Below are 16,807 nucleotides of genomic sequence, written 5' to 3' on the forward strand. Positions count from 1 at the left end.
GAGCGCGCGAAACATGGGGGGTAGGTGAATGACGAACGTCGTCCACCTCAGGATCGCTTCCGGGGATGTGCGCCCGGTGGCTTACACCGTCGAGTCGACTGCTTTTCGGGGGGCCGATATCGACACGGACCAATGGGAGATCACGACCCGGTCGGCATTGTCGGACCCGGCCGGGCCGGAGCAACTGTGGGAAGAACTGCGCCGCAAGGTGGCCGCGGAGATGGGGGAAGGGCCCGATGCGCCTGGACTGTGGATACTGCGCCCGGTGGGGAGGGAGTTGTGCGACGTCGAATGGGAGCGTCTCGCGCGCGAGGAAGCGGCCCGGCGTGAGGCGCATCCGGTGAGCGTGTTACGTACCGGCGTGGGCGCCGGAGGCTTCCAGCCGGGGGAACCGCTGCCGTTCCGCGATCTCTCGGTACGGGTACTGGTCGTAGGGGTCGACGTCCGAACGCAGTCGGAAGGCGACCTGCCCTGGCACGAGGATGTCGCGGTGCACACCGCGGTCGGACCCCACGCCGGACGGTGGGAGGTCGAAGTGCTCCCTGCCCCAGTCGACGACGAGAAACTGATCGCGGCACTGCGCAAGACCAAGCCTCATGTGCTGCATCTGGCGGGCGGTGCCGCCCGGTCCCTGTTCCAGCGCGCCCCGCACGACCTGGGCAGGCTCAACCTGTCCTCCGTACGGCTCGTCGTGTCCACCAGCGAGGAGTCGCCCGCCGAAGCACACCGACTGCTCGAGCCGTACATCGAGGCCGACGCCCCGTACCCGGCGCTGGCCGCGGTGTCCGTGACCGCCGGGTCGACGCCGGCCCCCGACCTGTGTGCTCCGCTCACCGAGCTCTACGGGGCGATGATCGCCGGCGAGAGCCTCGACACCGCGGTGGGCTCGATGACCCGGAGCGACGCACGCGTGTCCGCCCTCGTCACCGTCAACTGCCGTCCCGAACTGGTCCTGCCGACCCGGAAGGCCGTGCCGCGCGGGGGTGGTTCCGACGCACCGGACCTGTACACGTGCCTGAACCGGGTCACCGACCGCGTGCCCCAACGGCTCTCGGCGCTGGAGCATCTCGAGGGCGGGGCCGACGTGAAGGAGGTGGTCGTGCTGTCCGGCCGGGACGCCGACACCCCGATAGGGACCACATGCCTGATGCTGTCCACGCTGCGGGTCTGGGAGGAGCGGAGCGATCGCCGCGCCCTCTACCTGAACTTCAGACGGCGCACCCGCAACGCCCAGCTGCGGGTCCCCGCACCGCCCCGTTCGGACAGCGCGGTGACCGAGACGGTGTCTTTGCTGGTCGAAAGCGTCCGGGCCCAACTGGAGCGTCACGGCGACTGGGACGCGCCGGAGGAACTCGCCGAACTGGAGCGACTCCTCGCCAAGGAGCGCGGGGAGTACCGCACTCGTACGAAGACGGTGCGCGACGAACTGGTGCGGGGAGCGATCGATCTCCTCGTCAAACTGGCACCGTCCGGTACCCACCTCGCACTGGCGCTCGACCACTTCGGCGAGGACGAGAAACAGCAGGGGTGGGCCTCGTTCCTGGTGCGCGACCTCTTCGACGTCGTTCTCAACAGTGCGAGCGCCGTCAGCGTCGTGGTGACGGCGAGAGACCCGGCCCGACCGGAGACCGCCGACTGGCTGAACGCGTTCGTCGCCCGGCGCTGCACGGTTCTCCTGGAGCGCTGGAAGGAGGACCGTGGAGCCCCGCTTCTCCGCGAACTCGGCACACGAATGGGGTATGACTGGCACAATCCGGGCGAGTGGCGTCAGCTCATGACGGAGCAACTCGAGATGATCGAGGGCGACTTCGGCCCGCAGTTCCTGAACGACGTGTACTCCGCGGCAGTGAGCCGGTTCGGTTGACAGGGAAAGGGGGCGAGGGACACATGGAACAGGGAGCACGAGGGGCCGTGGGCGGGATGGCCGCGTACGAAGAGGCGTTCCGGCACTTCCACGTGTCGTGGGACCGCAACCCACGGCGCTATCACGTCCTCAAGCACTGCAGCCTGCTGACCTGCATCGATCACGACACGTTCGCTGCCGCCGCCGACGGACTGGACTTCACGTTCGGCGAGCTCGGCCGCGCCGTGGAGGCGTACCCCGGCGAGGCAGGCTGGTACGAGGTCAACGAGCTGGTGCGCAAAGGGGCGTGGGCCGCCTGGTGGCTGGACGGGCAGAACTCCGGCAGGCGCGGCGGGCCGCCGCGGGACATGGCCCGGCTCGCCTCGCGGCTCGCCTGCCGGCTCGCCGACGCCGACGGAGGCACGGCGCTGGCGCAGAGACTGCGGCTCCTGGTCATCGCCGGTCGGCACGACGAGGCGTGCGAGGAGTTCGACAAGCTCTACCCGGTCTTCGAGAACCTTCCCGACGTGGGCGTGTGCCACCGGCTCGCGGAGGCGATCGCCCCCGACGACCTCCGTCCCTTCGCCCCGGAGTTCCTGCACCCCCGATTGTCGTGGCGCCGTGACGAGGCGGAACGACGACTGGAGTCGGGCAGGGGACTGTACGAGTTCCTGGAGCAGACCCGGCACTACGTCGCGCGTCAGGAGGTCGAGGGCATTCTGGAATCGGCGGTCCGGGCTCCGGCCCCGGACGCTCCCCTCCCGGAGGGGACCGCCCTGCCGCCGGGACCACCCCTGGTGATCCATATGCACGCACACGGAGGCATGGGCAAGAGCACCCAACTGGCCTGGCTCGTGGCCAAGTACGGCAGCAGGCAGAACCCACCCGTGCTCTCCGCGGTCGTGGACGCGCAGACGCTCGTCCCCGAACTGCTGCTGGACAGGCCGGAACTGCTGCTGGTGAGGGTCGCCGACCGCCTCGTCGAGCGAGCCCGGATCCAGATGCCGGGAGCGGAACGGCTGGGGCCGATGACGCGGTTCGTGCACGAACACCGCGATCATCTCCACAGACTCGACCGCGAGTTCGGCATGCCCGGTGAGCCGCCGCGTGACCTGAGAGAGACGGCGTCCGTTCCGGGAGCTCTCGTCACCCAGTTCACCGACGCGCTCAATGTGCTGGCACAGGGCCCCGTCCTGCTCTGCCTCGACACCATGGACGAGGTTCTGACCCGGCCCGACGAGGAGCTGGAGCGGCTGATTCGCCTGATCCGCAGGCTGGTCAGGGCGGTCCCCTCGCTGCGCGTGGTGCTGTCCGGCCGTTCGGACATCACCACGACGGCAGGGTTCCGGTCCGCCTTCGACGACGTACCGTGGCGATCCGTCGAACTGAAACCGTTCACCGTCGAGGAGGCACACGCCTACCTCAGGATGCGGGGCACAGCTCCCGAACGGGCCAAGCGCATAGTCGAGACGAGCGCCCAGGACGTCGAAGGCTCGCCCGCCTTCACCCCGCTCGTCCTTGCCCTGCTGGCCGACCTGCCGGACGAACTGCCGGACGACCTGCCGGGGGGCGGCGACTCCCTCTACCTGTTCGTCGTCGAGCGGGAACTGAGCAACATCGAAGACACCCGGGTCAGCCGTGCCCTCGAGTACTGCGCCGTCGCCAGGCACCCCACCTTCGACTACTTCGAGAAGGTACTCGTACCCCTGCTGTCCCAGGACCCGAACATCGGCGCCGACGGTCCCGTGGAGCCGCGGATCCTCTGGGGGCGCCTCATCGAGCATGCCCGCCGGTCCGCCTGGATCAAGGGCGACGAGAGCCGCCTGCTCGTCCACGTCAACGTACGGCGAGCACTGAGCCGGCGCATGCGCCTGGACGAGGAGCAGGTCTGGCACAGGTTCCACCGAGACGGTGCCGCTAGCTGTCACGAACTCGCCCGGCGAGCCCAGGGTTCCGCCGAGGCCGCCGGCTGGATCGCCGAACAGGTCTACCACCAGCTGCATTCCGCCGTCGACCGGCCGGGCGACCGCGACGCCTTCCTCGACGAGGTGGCGGCGACCTGGTACTCCCAGGTCGCCGAGGCGTGGCGGCGCGGCGCGTTCACCACGGTCATCGACCTGGCCGATCGGCTGATCAGCGCCGACTTCGAGAACGCGGGCCCCGAGGCGGAGGGACGCGGCGAACCCGACTCCCGGGTGATGCCGCCGCAGCTGTGGTACGACATCGCGCTCGAACGCGCCTACGGTCAACTGCATGCCGTGCTCTACGGTTCCCTGCCCACATGGAACGAGGTCGATCGCTATCTGACGTTGGCTCGGCGCCGGGCCGCCATGACGGTCCCCGGCAGGCCACCGGTCCGTGAGGACAGGCTGCGCATGCGGATTCTCGAAGCCGCACTCCGGCTCCATGAGGGCGCGCGCCGGGGCCTCGGCACGGTGCGGGAGGCGCAGGGGCTGTTGCGGGAGGTCCTCGACACCGCGGCGCGGGCGACCTTCTCGGACGCTCTGCGGGAAATCTGGCTGGCGGACACCGGGCTGCTGCTGGCCGGCTGTGAGGTCCGCATCAGCCGTACCCGGGCGCCCGCCCACCTCGGCCACGCCGAAGCCGATCGCGTGTTCACCGAGATGTTCGACGCGGCGGTCCTGCGCGGAGGCCCGCAGGCTCTGCTGGTGGCCCGGTACGCGATGCGCGACTGGCAACGGGCGGACCGTCCCGATCTGGTGCGGGCCTGGCGACGGCGGTACGGCACGGTCGCGAACCGCACCGAGGACTGGGTGGCCCTGGCCGGGGCGGACGCGGAACTCCGGTCGGGCCTGCCCGTCTCGGGCGGCCTTCCGGACCATGAGGGCTTCGGCCGGGGCTCGCTCACCGCTGACCTGCTGCAGGCCCGGTCGCACCTGCTGATGGGCGATGCCGGCGCCGCACAGCAGTTGCTGGAGGAGGTCACCCTGCCCGCGGTGTCGGGACAGGTCGCGCCGGAACTGGCCTTCGAGACGCTCATGGTCCTGGCCCGCGCGCACGCACAGACGCTCGACCTCCAACAGGCCGAGATCTGCGCGGACCGGGCCTTGAGCCGTGCCTCCGACGATGAGGAGCGCCTCTCCGTCCTGGCCTTCCGGGCGTCGACGGCCCTGGCCGTGGCGGGCGACCTCGGGCGGGCCCATCAGTGGATCTCCCGTGCGACGCCGCTGCGGGAGAGCCCGCGGGGCGAGGCCGGTACGGCCATGAACGCCGCCGAATGCGTCCTGCTGCACCGGCAACGGTCGAGGGAGGACGCGGCGGCCCTGTTGAGAGGCTGGGCCGAGCAGCTGACCCGGCGCAGGGAGGACACCGGCCTCCACGGACCGCCGCCCACGCCCGCGGAATGGGTCGCCCACGCCGTGCACGCCTTGGTGTGCGGACCACCGGAGGAGACGCGCGACCACGTCGCGGCCCTGACCAGGGCTTTGGAATCGGTACCCGAACCCGGTCGCCGCCTGATGCTGCTCGCCGACCAGGTCCGTCTGTACGGTCCCGTCGCGGACGCGCCCCTGCTCACCGAACGTGCCCGCATCGACGCCTTCGACCGGCTGCTGGCCCGGCACCGCACCGAGCGTGACGAGGACACCCGGGCGGCGGGGCTGCGGGCGCTGTGGAGCGCCGAGCTGCGCTACCGGCTGATCGGCCCGAGCCCCGCGGCCAAGGCCGCCCTGCGTACGGCCATCGAGCGACTGGGCCGGGACAACGGGCAGGTTCACGCGGCCTGGCTGCGTCTGCACCGGCTGGTGCCCGCCGATCTGGCGGCGGTCTTCCCCGAGCCCGAGCCACACGCGAGCCAGCAGATGCTGCCGCTGCGCGCCGCCGACCTGCTGGCCCGCACTCATGGCCGGCCCCGACGTCAGGCGCTGAAGTCCGCACGGGAGGCGGCCGGGCTGCTCGGACCGCTGGATCCGTTCGTCCCGGAGGGAAATCCACCCACCGCCTGGCATCTCATCGCCGCACGGCACGGAGCCGAAGTCGGCATGCCGGCCGAGCTGCTGGCCGAGTCGCTGAACACTCCGCTGTGGGAGGAGGCACGGCGTCGCAACCTTCAGTTCGCCCTGTACCGGCTCGGCCGCTACGAGGGAACGCCGTTGCCCAGCGGCAAGGCCGACGATTCCTGGCGCAAGGCATGGGCCGAATTCGAACGGGAGACGGGCGGCGGTGTCCCCTCCCGACTGTGGCAAGCCGTACGGGAGGCTGCCGAGGAACGCCCGGTGAGACAGGTCGAGGTCGATGTCCAGGGCTTTCCGGGAGGCGCCTCACGGCACGGCCGGTCTCGTCCCCCGTCCCCGGCGAGCGAGCCCGGCGGACCGGTCGTCTTTCCGGCGACCGAGGACTTCCTGCTGGCTCCCGACGAGTCCGATGTGGCCGGGCAACAGGCCGTCGACGTGGTCCTTCTGCACGGCGAGATGCGGCCCTACGGCCAGGGCGCCGCGCTTCGTCTGCCCGGCAGCGCGCGGTCGATCCTGCCCGAGGACGTGGACCGCGCCGTGCGCCGGCTGTGTGATCGACGTCGGCAGGCACCGCCGCTGCTCGTGCTGGACGCGCTGCCGCAGGAGATCGGTGAGGGCGGGGAACCACACCTGCGCGACCTGTTCGCCTTCCAGCTGTACCTGCTCGGATACGTTCCGACGGTGCTGGTGTACGGACCCGTGTCCGCCGATCCGGACGGCAGCTGGCGGCGGGGCGCGCTGAGCCAGGCGATCGGCTTCGGCCGGACGGCACATCAGGTCGCCGAGCGGCTCCAGCGGTTCGCCACGAACCGGGGGCAGGAGGGTTCGGCCGTGCCCCGGATCCGGCTGTTGTCGCACATCCCCGCGGAGGAGATGTTCGGGCTCGGGCTGCTCTGACGGGTGCCGACGGACCCCGTCAGAGCAAGCCGAGCGACAGCACCAGCCACACCAGCAGGGCGGTCCCCGCCGACAGCAGGAGAAGGACGCCGAAGAGGGCCTTGCCGAGCCGCAGAAGGTCCTCGGTCAGCCCTGCGCGGATGTCCGCTCTGCCCGATGTCCCGTCCGGCGGGCCGTCGGCCCGGGTGGGGCGCGGTGCCCGCGGCGGCCAGACGTGGTTCCCGCCCTTGCCATGGGCCGCCGGTGGCCGACCGGGCCGGAGCGGGAGCCGGCCGGGTGTCCGCCGGGCGGTCGCCGACTTCTTGCTCAGCCCGTCGAGCAACGCCCTTTTGCCCAGGGCGACGAAGAACACCTGGTGAAGGACGAGTTCACCCTGCTCCTGCTCGGCGTACATCCGCTCCACCACCGACCGGAGCGGTTCGCTGAACGTGGCGGCTGCCTCCTGATGCAGAAACGCGGCCCAGGCGAAGGCCGCGGGCTGCCGGGACAGCGCCCGCCGGACCAGAAGGTCGAAGAAGTACGGGAGGTGTCTTCCCGCCGCCGACCGCTTACGGCCCGTCCGTCCTCGCTGCTTCGGCAGTCCGAGCCGGCAATGGATCGCCGTCACGGCGGCCGCGTCCGCCTCCTCGTCGGTCCATCCGTCGGCGCGCCGGCCTATGTCGTCCACCAGACTCTGCAGTTCCGGAAGCGTCTGTGCCCCGAAGACCCGCTCGACGAGAGTGGTCACACGGCGGATCCTGGCTTCGCGGTCGGCGCCCGACAACTGCTTGGCCACCGGCGGGTGGGTGAACCCCCGGGTCAGCGGAGGCGTCGTCGGCGCGGGGGGATTGCGGAGCCCGCCCGGCATCCCGGCCTTGTCGCCGTCGGTGGGCGAGGCGGCCGACGAGGCGCTCCCCCCGGACGTCCGCAGCGACGCGGCTCGATGGTGCGGGCCGTCCCCGTCCTCTGTCTGTTCCGGCGCACCGTCCTCCTGCCCCGCCGCCGCCCTGCCCAGGCCCGACGGTTGCCCGACGAGCGATGCCGACATACCGAGGCTGCGCCCCCGGGCCGGCTCGGTGAGCGCCGCACGGTCCTCCGCGCCCCCGTCCGTGGACCGGCCGGCGTCCTCGCCGCCCCCGCTCATGCCGGGCTCGGACGCGGTGGTTCCACGGGGTGTTCCTGGTGGCAACGCCTTGTGCGGAGTCATGCCGGAAGCCACGGTCAGCGTGCTCCAGAGCGCCTGGATCCGTTGGTCCGGATGCATCGAGTGCCAGTCCTGCCGGCCCTTCAGGAGGTCGAGCCCTTCCAGACCGTACTTCTGGTAGCGGCCGACGAGCATGCCGGCCACCTCCCGCACTGTGGGGGTGGGCGCGAGCTGTCCGCCCATCCGCAGCCTGCCGTAGTCGGGACTGCCCTCGTGCGGCCAGTTCCGCAGGACGATGACGCGATAGGCGCGGGACTCGGCGGACTCCAGCGTGGAGAAGAACCAGGGGTCGGGGAGCAAGGGAGTGAGAAGGTCGACGAGTCCGAGCAGCACGGCTCGCGGGTGTGCCCCGACCTGGGTCGTGGTCAGGGACACTCTGCGGGACGGCTCGGCCAGCAGAGAGGCTGTCACGTCGCACAGGATGCCCAAGTGGTCGGCGGAGCGCCCGATGTCCCGGAGCCGGTCGGCGCCCTGCTGCCCCCTGCGTGCCAGGAAGAAGCCGTCCACGCGGTCGAGCCGCTCGTGCAGCCGGACTCGGGTGACCTCGCTGCCCAGGGGCCAGTCGTCGTGGTCGAGGCCGAGGGCGAGTTCGGCGCCGAACTGCCCGGCCGGAGCGATCAGCGCCTGGCTGAACAGGTTGTCGCGCTGCAGATTGTCGAGCACGACGACCCTCCGCACGATGAGTTCTTCCCCGGACGGCAGCCGCTCGTAGGCGACCGAGTCGGCGGGGGGACCCGCCGGTCGCAGAAGAGGGCCCGCGTCGTTGAAGAGGGTGACGGCCCGCTGCATCGAGGAGGAGGTGGCGATGGGACCGAAACCCATGTTGTTCGAAGGGTTGTCCTGGTCGTAGGCACAGACGACCTGGTCGACGTCGTCGTTCGGGGCGAGCACCTTCTCATACCTCCCTGAGCCGGGGAGCGGGCCCTGAGGGCTCCAGCAGACCCCACATCTGGAAGACGGACAGCAGCGGTCCAAGGACGCGCCGGGGCCGGATGCCGCCGGCGAAGGCGCTGGGGGCGGCAGGGGAACCGGACCCGCCGCCCGTCGGTCCCATGACAGCCGGCGACATGCCGGTGGCCGACACGAAGTGCAGCGTGCAGCGTCGGCACTCCATGAACGGACGCAGCCACGGGGTGGCCTGATGATGTGCCAGGAAGGCGTACACGTCCTGACTCTCCTGGAAGACCAGCGCGGGATCGGGAGCGCTCGTGGGACGCCCGTCCTCTCGCAGCCAGTGGTCGATGGGTGGCTCGAAGCGCAGCACGTCGCACTTGTTGAGGACGATCGCGGTCGGTACGTCGCACAGGCCGTCCCTGCGCGGCAGCCGGTCCAGCACGGTGGTGAACGTCGGGTCGGCGATGCCCACGTTCTGCGGCCGGATGCCGACGACCTCCCGCGCCAGGGTGAGCTGCCGCAGCCGTAGGGCCCTGAGCGCGTCGACGACGAAGATGAGCGCGTCCACCCCCAGCAGGAACTCGGTCATGTTCCCGGGCAGGTGCAGCGATTCCCCGGCGATGTCGAAGAAGGCCACCGGCCGGGTCCGTCCGTCGACGGTGACCAGCAGGGCGTCGGTGAACTCCACGAACTCCGTGGGCGTGGTGGCCGGCAGTACCCGGCCGGCCTCCAACTCGTTGACCGCCCGGGCGAGGAAGGCGTGGTGCTGTGAACTGTTCACGGAACGACAGCGGATGCCCAGGGAGTCGAGACCGCCCCGGCCGATCTCGGCCATCATGGCCGCCAGCAGGTGGGTCTTGCCGGTTCCCGACTGCCCGACGAAGGCCACGGTCAGCGGTTTGCCGTGAAGCAGGTACGGAACGGGCAGGAAGTGCGGCTGCGCGCTGCTGTTCGGGCACTTCAGGAAGGCACGGTTCAACTGGTCCTGTCGGCGCATGTGGTTGGGCTCGGAGGCCGGATCCCACGCCGTGAGCTCATTGGTGCGAGGATCCGGCAGGAACAGCTGACTCTCGTCGAACCTCAGATCCTGAAGACAACTGGGGCAACGCGTGGAGTCCGCGGTGCGTTCGTTCACAGCTACCTGATCCACTATCCGCCTTCTCCCGCTCTGCGCCCACCCGTGCCCCAGCGTCCGGAGCCGGGCTTGGGCCGTTTCCGCCCCCACCCCGTTCCGAACGGCTCCGGTTGTCCCGGCCTGACGTCCGTCTGCGGCACGGCGGCCGACGCCGGCGGGGCGGGTTCCTCGGCCCGGGGAGCCGCGGGCCACGCCGACGGACCCTTGCCGGCGAGCAGCTCCGCGTAGCGGCGGCGGCCGTCCGACAGCGGGTCCGAGGGTCTGCCCAGGTCGTCCCAGGGGTCCGCGGCCGCCACTCGGCGCAGCATCGTCCTGGCGTCCGGGCGGTCCTGGGCGCGTTCGGCGAAGACGTCCTTGAGCAGGTCGTCCCGCGCAGGCCCGGCCAGCGGGGGAACCCGGCTGCCGGTGGGCTCGCGGGAATGGGCCACGAAGTAGACCAGCTGACCGGCACTCCAGATGTCGTCGCGGGGGTCCGTGGTACCGGTCCCGGCCCGCTGCTCGGGCGACGCCCAGGGCAACGCGCCGATGCGCTGCCTCGGACGGCCCACACGGTCGGCGGTGCTCAGGTCCGTGAGCTGCACCCGGTTGCCGTCCCAGCGCACCGTCGCCGGGTTGATCGAACGATGGACGAGCCCAGCCCACTCCAGAAGCCGGAGTGAGCGAAACAGGCTGCTCTCGAACTTCTTCTGTTCCATCGAGAGGACCAGTCCCCGGGCGATGTCCGCTGTGCTCTGCGCGGCGCGCGGGGGATCCAGCAGCAGGAAGGGCTCGTCGACGTCGATGGTGTACCCGGCCAGTCTCGTGAACTCCGCCGGGTAGTTGACCTCCTGGAAGGCCCGGATCAAGGTGAGGCCCGCCCGGATCTCGGCCTCCAGCGCGTCCACGCCCTCGGCACGGACCGCTTGCGCGGGCAGCAGTCGCTTCTGCAGGAACGGCCGGCCGTCCTCCAGACGGATGGCGCGTGTGCGAAAGCCGGATGCGGGCTGGTGGGGTTCGTCCACCTCGTAGTGGAGCACCCTGACTCTTTCGGGCATGCCGGAGGAGTCGACAAAGGACAGGGTCTCGTTCATCCCGCCACACTCCGGAAGTTCCTCGGATCCAAACCGCTCGGCGCCTTTCGTGCTAGCCGGTCTCGCCCGGCGCGTGCGACGCCGACGGAGGCGACGGTGCCTGCCTGGGCGCACCGGTCATGTCGGCCTCCTCCGGCCACACGGTCCGTACGGCGCCGGTCGACAGCGGCACGAGCCGCAGCAGCCCCGCGAACCGGCCCGACGTCGTCCAGACGATCTCGGGGAGCGCCGCCTGGTCGGGCGAGCGGTCCGCGGCCCAGCCGTCCCCCGGAGGGGTGCCCTCGGGCCGCGGCCTGTCGCCGGGCGTCCGTCCGGAACCGGATGCGTCGGCCAGCGCCTTCCAGAACGCGCCTTGCATGGCATGGGGCACGAAACCGAATCCCCTGGCGGACGCCGGGGCCCGGTCGAGCATGCGCAACTGATCGGGCGAGCAGAGCTGAAGGGCATCGTCCCGGCCGTCGGGCCGCAGGACGTCGACGATCCGGCGGAGGTCCACTCCGACGAGGGTGGCCGGGTCCGGGCGTCCGGACGACGCCGAGGCGAACGGCGGCGTCGGCGTCGTGCCGACCTGCGCCAGATGCAGCTGGAAGACGCGCATGAGTTCGTCCGTACGCGCCACCACGGGGAGCCCGGCGGCGCTGGAGGGATCCCTGAGCACCACTTCCCAGTACGGGGCCAGTACCTCCGCGACCAGGTCGGCCATGTCTCCCGCGAGCGTGGTCTGCAGGGCCAGGCCCGCCTGGCCGACGTACTCCACCGCCTGCGTACGGCCGCCACGACCGCCCGCCGGACCGGTACGGCTGTTCCGGGGAGGCCCGTCCCAGGTCGGACGCGCTCGGCGGCCCAACTGCCCCGCGAATTCCATCAGGGTGGTGCACACGGCCTGGACCAGATGCGCGAGCGCCTTGGCCTGGTCCGACGCGCCGGCCCGGGCGTCGGCGAGCAGCCAGTGGCGCAGTACACCCCGGTCGAGAACCTCGCCCAGCCGCTCACCGGCCTCGGCGGCCTCGGCCAGCCCACTGTCGACCCGCCACCGGCTCAGGGCCGTTGCCCACAGCGCCCCCACGGCCAGAGCCGCCGCGAGAAGAGCGAGAGCCAGGAGGGGCACACCGGCCCAGACCGGGATGCCGAGCGCGTGCAGCGCCAGCCCTGCGGCACTGCCCGTGAGCCAGATACCGAGCAGCGCGCCGGCTGTGACGCGAGGAACCTCTGCGGGCGAACCGGCCGTTCGGATGGCCCCTGCCGCCAGCAGCACCAGCGTCAGGAGGGCTCCCCAGATCCCCAGGGGGCTCGCCGCGGCCGTGAGCGCGGCGACGGCCGACCACGCCCCGGCTCGCACGAGTCGGCCGTCGAGGGAGGGCGGAGGGGGGTCGACCAGGGTATCGAGCAGGGTGTCGGGACAGATGAGACGCAGCCGGTCGAGCTGGGCCGCGCTGCCCGCGGGGACCGACCGCTCCGCGAAGTCCCGCAGCCAGGAGACGATCTCCGGCAGCGGACGGCGCCGCTGCAACCGGACGCTGACCCGTTCGCGCAACTCCGCGCCGATCTCCTCCGGACGGGTGCCGGGCACGTGCGGAAGCTGGATGCCCATGTGGGTGAGGTGATCCCGGCCGTCCGCGTCGAGCCCCGCCCGACCGTCCGCCCACTCGAAGGTCTGCTCGATGGCATCGCGGTAGTCGGCCAGGGCGTGGCCGACCTCGCGCACCGACTCACCCAGCGCGGCCAGGGGAGCGGCCGGTGCCAGCAGTCCCCGCCAGCCCGCCAGCCGGTTCAACCGGTCGTTCGCCTCACCCAGCCGCTCCATGCACCGCCAGTGCGCCTGCCGCAGCAGGCTGTTCTCCGGAAGACAGTCCTCCAACGCCAGCTCATCGGGGCTGGTGTAGCCGGCCAGAACGTCGAGGACCCCACCGGGGGCGGATCCCGTCCGCAGATCGTCCGGCAGCGACACGCACTCGTTCATGGCCTGTAGTTCGGTGCGCATGAGGTCTTCCTCCGGCACCTCGTGCACCAGGAGGCGCAGAGCAGGGCTGGCCACCGCCGACGGCAGCTCGCCCAGGGTGGACACGGTCTCGTCGAACACCTCGGCCACCTTGAGAAGGTCGATCAGTGGCTCGAGACCGGTGATGTCGTCCGCCGCGATGTCGGCGTCCGTCAGGGACAGCGACCGTCCCTGCCCCGGCCGCCAGCCGATGCCGCGGACATCGCCCACCCACAGGGTCGCCGCCATCGGAGGCCGCAGTTGCGACGGCAGATCGAGGACCCGGCCGTCGGGACCCGGCAGCGGACCCACCGCAAGGCACAGCAAGGTGGACACCAGGGCGTTCGAGCACAGCCGCTCGTACGCGGCATGGTGCTCCAGGAGGGATCCGACCGTGTCGATGACCAGCACGCGGGAGACGTCCGCCGACCGTACGTGCGCGTCGCGCATCGCCTCGCGGAAGCGTTCGTCGAGCGAGACCGGATCCATGACCTCCGCCAGCTCGTGGCGCAGGTCGATGCAGACGACGAGCCGGTCGTCGGCCGGGCCGTTCATGGCCGTTCTCCCCGTGGTTCCTTGGTCAGGTCGGCGGCGGCGGTGAACCGCAGGTCGGCGACCGGCGGTGTGTACGGCGCCGGCACGGCGCGCAGCGACTGATCGAGCTTGCGCAAGGTCCAGTTCGCCATCCGGTGCGCCCGGGGGAAGGGCATGTCCAGGGCTCCGGGCAGGGTCTCGTTCCAGAACGCGGCCAGGTCCTCGTATCCGGCCGGGCGCTGTCCGTCGGGGCTGCCGGAGAGCTGCGCCAGGAGTGACTGCTGCTGGGGGGCCACTTTGTCCACCAGGGTGCGGAACAGTCCGTGCGGGGCCACGGGCGAGCTCTCCAGACCGAGCGGCACGGTCGCCATGAGCTGCTCGCAGAAGGCGTTGCGGATGCCGCCGCCGTCCTCGGCGAGCGTCCACGCCTCGTACGCCCGGAGCAGGTTGCCCCAGCTGGACAGGGCACCGCCGGGCGGATCCAGCGGGCAGACCATGGCCGCCGAGTCCCGGTCCTGCAGCCCGATGCGGATCTGGCGGGGGTTGGTGACGTCCCCGAACACCTGGACCTGGTTGTTCCACATGGCGCACAACAGGCGATGCAGAATGTGCCGCCGGTCCTGGTCCGTCCCCATCAGGAAGTCATAGGCGTATCCCAGCCGCTGACGCCACCGCAGGTGGTCGCCGGGCTGCTCCGCGGCCAGCGCCTCGGACCACAGGGTGAGCGTCTCGCGCACCTCGGGTACCTCCGTGAGGCTCATGGCGCTGCGAAAGAGCACCACGGTGATGGACTCCGTGGAGACCGGCCGGAACTCGATCTCGCGTTCGCTGTCGCGTGGCAGGCGCATCTCGCGCTCCAGGAACTTGCGGACCGAGGCATCCGTGGAGGTCGCCGGGTAGACGATGAGGACCTTCAGCCGACCGCTGCCCTCGGGAGAGAACCCCACCGGCAGCAGGGAGGCGAGTTTGTGGCGGCACTGCTCCATGGCCTCGTCGCTCACCTGCCCGCCACCGCCCGCCGCGGACTCCGCCAACAGCGTGCCCAGCCGGGGCAGCAGCGGTCGTTCCTCGTGATCGCCCGGTTCCACGAAGAGCCGCTTGATGCGGTGCTGGAGCATGTCCTTGACCACCTGCACCGCACGTCGGGCATCGGTGCGGACCTCGGCGAAGGCGGCCCGCCAATGGTCCGGGCCGACCAGCCGTCCGAGCAGATCCCGTTCGTCATCGGTCTCGCGCAGTCCTTCCGCCAGCAACAGGCGGTGCACCACGGCGTCGTAGAAGGAGGCCAGATCGCCCTGCGGCGGCAGCAGGTACGAGACGCCGGTGCGGGGCCGGTACAGGTGCCGGGTGCGCTGCCGGAACGAGGCGTGCTCCTCGTCGGCCTGCTCGCGGAAGCCGCCGATGAGGGCGACGAGTTCGGACTTGACCCCGGCCAGGGTGCGGTCCCAGCGACCCGCGTGGTCGGCCCAGTGCCGGTGCCAGGCCCGCCGTGACTCCCACTGGTACCAGTCGTCCTGCTGCTGGAGGAGGGCCGCGACCTCCGGGTCCGTCCACTTGGCCTTCACCAGACCCGCCATCCGGTCGCGGACGCCGAGCGGGGGCGGTGGACCGGCGGCCAGGAGCCCGGGTGGGCGCTCCGGTTCCCGGCGTCGGTTCTCCAGCATGCCCACGAAGCCGGCCCGTTCGAGACGGTCCCGGGCACCCGGGTCGCCGAACACCACGCGGTGCACTTCCGTGACGTCGCAGCGGCCCAGCAGCTGGCGTACGCCACGCACCGGGTCGAAGCCCGCGGCCAGCTCGGCCACCTGCTGGCGCAGATGTCGGTCCAGGTCCCCGAGAGCGTCCTCCATCGCCGCCCGGCGCGTGGCCAGTGCGTCCTGGATCGCGCGAGCGCCGGTGGCGGGGCGCGGCTCGTTGATCGGTAGGGAGGCCCGGTTCCACACCGGCTCGATGTTGGCGGCGGCGAAGAACTCGCGGATGATCTCGCGTCGGACTCCGTCCGGGGGCCGGGGCGCCGTCTCCTGACAGCGCAGCGCGGCGGCGAGCAGCCGTGCCGCCACGAGTTCCGCCAGCTCGTCGACCGGAACAGTCATGGAGGCCACCAGGCTGGTGGACACGCCGCGGTGGCCGATGCCGGTGGGCGCCGTGGCGGCCCGCTCCACGTTGGTGTTGATGAACGAGTCCGCGAAGGACTGGTACAGGTGGTCGCTGTCGTGGGTGCGCCCGTCGTCGTCGCCGAGTTCGGTGCCCAGCAACGACATCACCAGTGACACCACGCTCCGATGCAGGTCCTCGCGCTCGATGCCCGACGTGCGGCTGAAGAGGAACGCGGTCTGGGCGGTGGAGGGCCGCAGATGGACGGCGAGCCCCCCGGGGTATTCCAGGCGCTGTCGGCTCTGGGCGCCCACGTCGTCGAGACTGTCGTCGGCATCGGGCGCGTTCTGTTCGTCCACCAGCCGGAACAGATCGACGAGGGCCCGGCCCGCGTTGAGGCGCGCGGCGCGGCCGCCGCCCCGGCCGTCGTCGAAGGCGGACGGCATCAGCACGAGGGGGTAGATCTTCACCCTGTGGTGGGCTTCGTCGAAGGCCTGCCCGATCAGGTGCAGATAGTCGTAGAAGAGTCCCGAACCGGTGCCGCCCGCCACCGAGAACGCCACGAACACGTCGCAGGTGTCGGCGAGACTGCCTCCGAGGGACGTCAGATCACCACCGGACTTGCTGATGAGCGAGATCGCCTCGCGTATCGGGCCCAGCGCCGCGCCGAGACCGCTGCGGAACGTCTCGAACAGCGCGGCCCGTCCGACCGTCGGCAGCTGGCCGGCTCCCCGGATCAGCGGGGCGATCCGCGGCTCCCCCGACCGGGGCGGCAGCCATCCGCACATCGGGTCGGGCAGGTTGGTACGCAGGCTGCGGGCCACCTCGGGATAGGAGTCGAACCGAGGAAGCAGTCCGTGCGTGGCGCGGGAGGTTCGGCTGTACGCCGCTTTCAGGGCCCCGTCCGCCCTGGTGTGGGGCAGCCGGTTCAGTTCGGCCTCGTTGAGGTCCGCGTAGACGAACTGCAGACAGTCCGGCAACTGGTACGGCAGCAACTGGCGTCCCCGCAGCACCGGATAGAGAGCGGTCCCGTCGGGCCCGCACAGTGCCTCCCTCAGCCGGTTCTCCAGCTCTGCGCCGATCAGGCATCCGGTGCCCCCGAGGCCGACGAAGAGCATCGGCTGATAGATCTTCACTGGGATTCACCTCGTGAGGAGAGGGCGGCCACGTCAGGCCTGACGGTCCGTGGATCGGTGTGCCGGGAC

Annotated in this window: 7 protein-coding genes; 2 read left to right on the forward strand and 5 right to left on the reverse strand. The window is 71.2% G+C overall.

Features of this window, described 5'->3' with window-relative positions; all coding sequences use genetic code 11:
- Positions 1-28: 28 nt before the first annotated feature.
- On the forward strand, positions 29-1,864 hold the full coding sequence (locus OG788_RS36215; protein WP_406375248.1) for a hypothetical protein: 1,836 nt from the start codon (positions 29-31) through the stop codon (positions 1,862-1,864).
- Positions 1,865-1,887: 23 nt separating this feature from the next.
- Positions 1,888-6,714 carry a hypothetical protein gene (locus OG788_RS36220; protein ID WP_406375249.1) on the forward strand — a complete coding sequence of 1,609 codons (4,827 nt, stop codon included), beginning with the start codon at positions 1,888-1,890 and terminating at the stop codon, positions 6,712-6,714.
- A 19-nt stretch (positions 6,715-6,733) separates the two neighbouring features.
- Here the strand turns inward: OG788_RS36220 and OG788_RS36225 are convergent, their stop codons facing one another.
- The 5 genes from OG788_RS36225 to OG788_RS36245 are packed head-to-tail and all read right to left on the reverse strand — an operon-like array spanning position 6,734 to position 16,738.
- Positions 6,734-8,788, reverse strand: coding sequence for a hypothetical protein (locus tag OG788_RS36225; RefSeq protein WP_406375250.1), 2,055 nt, complete (start codon positions 8,786-8,788; stop codon positions 6,734-6,736).
- A gap of 4 nt (positions 8,789-8,792) precedes the next feature.
- Positions 8,793-9,926: a hypothetical protein gene (locus tag OG788_RS36230; protein WP_406375251.1), complete on the reverse strand. Its 1,134-nt coding sequence runs from the start codon at positions 9,924-9,926 to the stop codon at positions 8,793-8,795.
- 14 nt (positions 9,927-9,940) lie between these two features.
- Positions 9,941-10,996 (reverse strand): hypothetical protein, encoded by a 1,056-nt coding sequence (locus tag OG788_RS36235; protein WP_356753881.1) that lies wholly within the window; start codon positions 10,994-10,996, stop codon positions 9,941-9,943.
- Positions 10,997-11,048: 52 nt separating this feature from the next.
- On the reverse strand, positions 11,049-13,529 hold the full coding sequence (locus OG788_RS36240; RefSeq protein ID WP_406375252.1) for a hypothetical protein: 2,481 nt from the start codon (positions 13,527-13,529) through the stop codon (positions 11,049-11,051).
- Positions 13,526-16,738: a tubulin-like doman-containing protein gene (locus OG788_RS36245; protein ID WP_406375253.1), complete on the reverse strand. Its 3,213-nt coding sequence runs from the start codon at positions 16,736-16,738 to the stop codon at positions 13,526-13,528. The genes OG788_RS36240 and OG788_RS36245 overlap by 4 nt, the downstream gene beginning before the upstream one ends.
- Between the last annotated feature and the right edge of the window lie 69 nt (positions 16,739-16,807).

Source organism: Streptomyces sp. NBC_00647 (assembly GCF_045207245.1).
In the GTDB taxonomy this organism is placed as follows: Bacteria; Actinomycetota; Actinomycetes; order Streptomycetales; family Streptomycetaceae; genus Streptomyces.

Coding starts and splice junctions, on each gene's coding strand:
- OG788_RS36215 (WP_406375248.1), top strand. CDS start 29: ATGACGAACGTCGTCCACCTCAGGATCGCTTCCGGGGATGTGCGCCCG.
- OG788_RS36220 (WP_406375249.1), top strand. CDS start 1,888: ATGGAACAGGGAGCACGAGGGGCCGTGGGCGGGATGGCCGCGTACGAA.
- OG788_RS36235 (WP_356753881.1), bottom strand. CDS start 10,996: ATGAACGAGACCCTGTCCTTTGTCGACTCCTCCGGCATGCCCGAAAGA.
- OG788_RS36240 (WP_406375252.1), bottom strand. CDS start 13,529: ATGAACGGCCCGGCCGACGACCGGCTCGTCGTCTGCATCGACCTGCGC.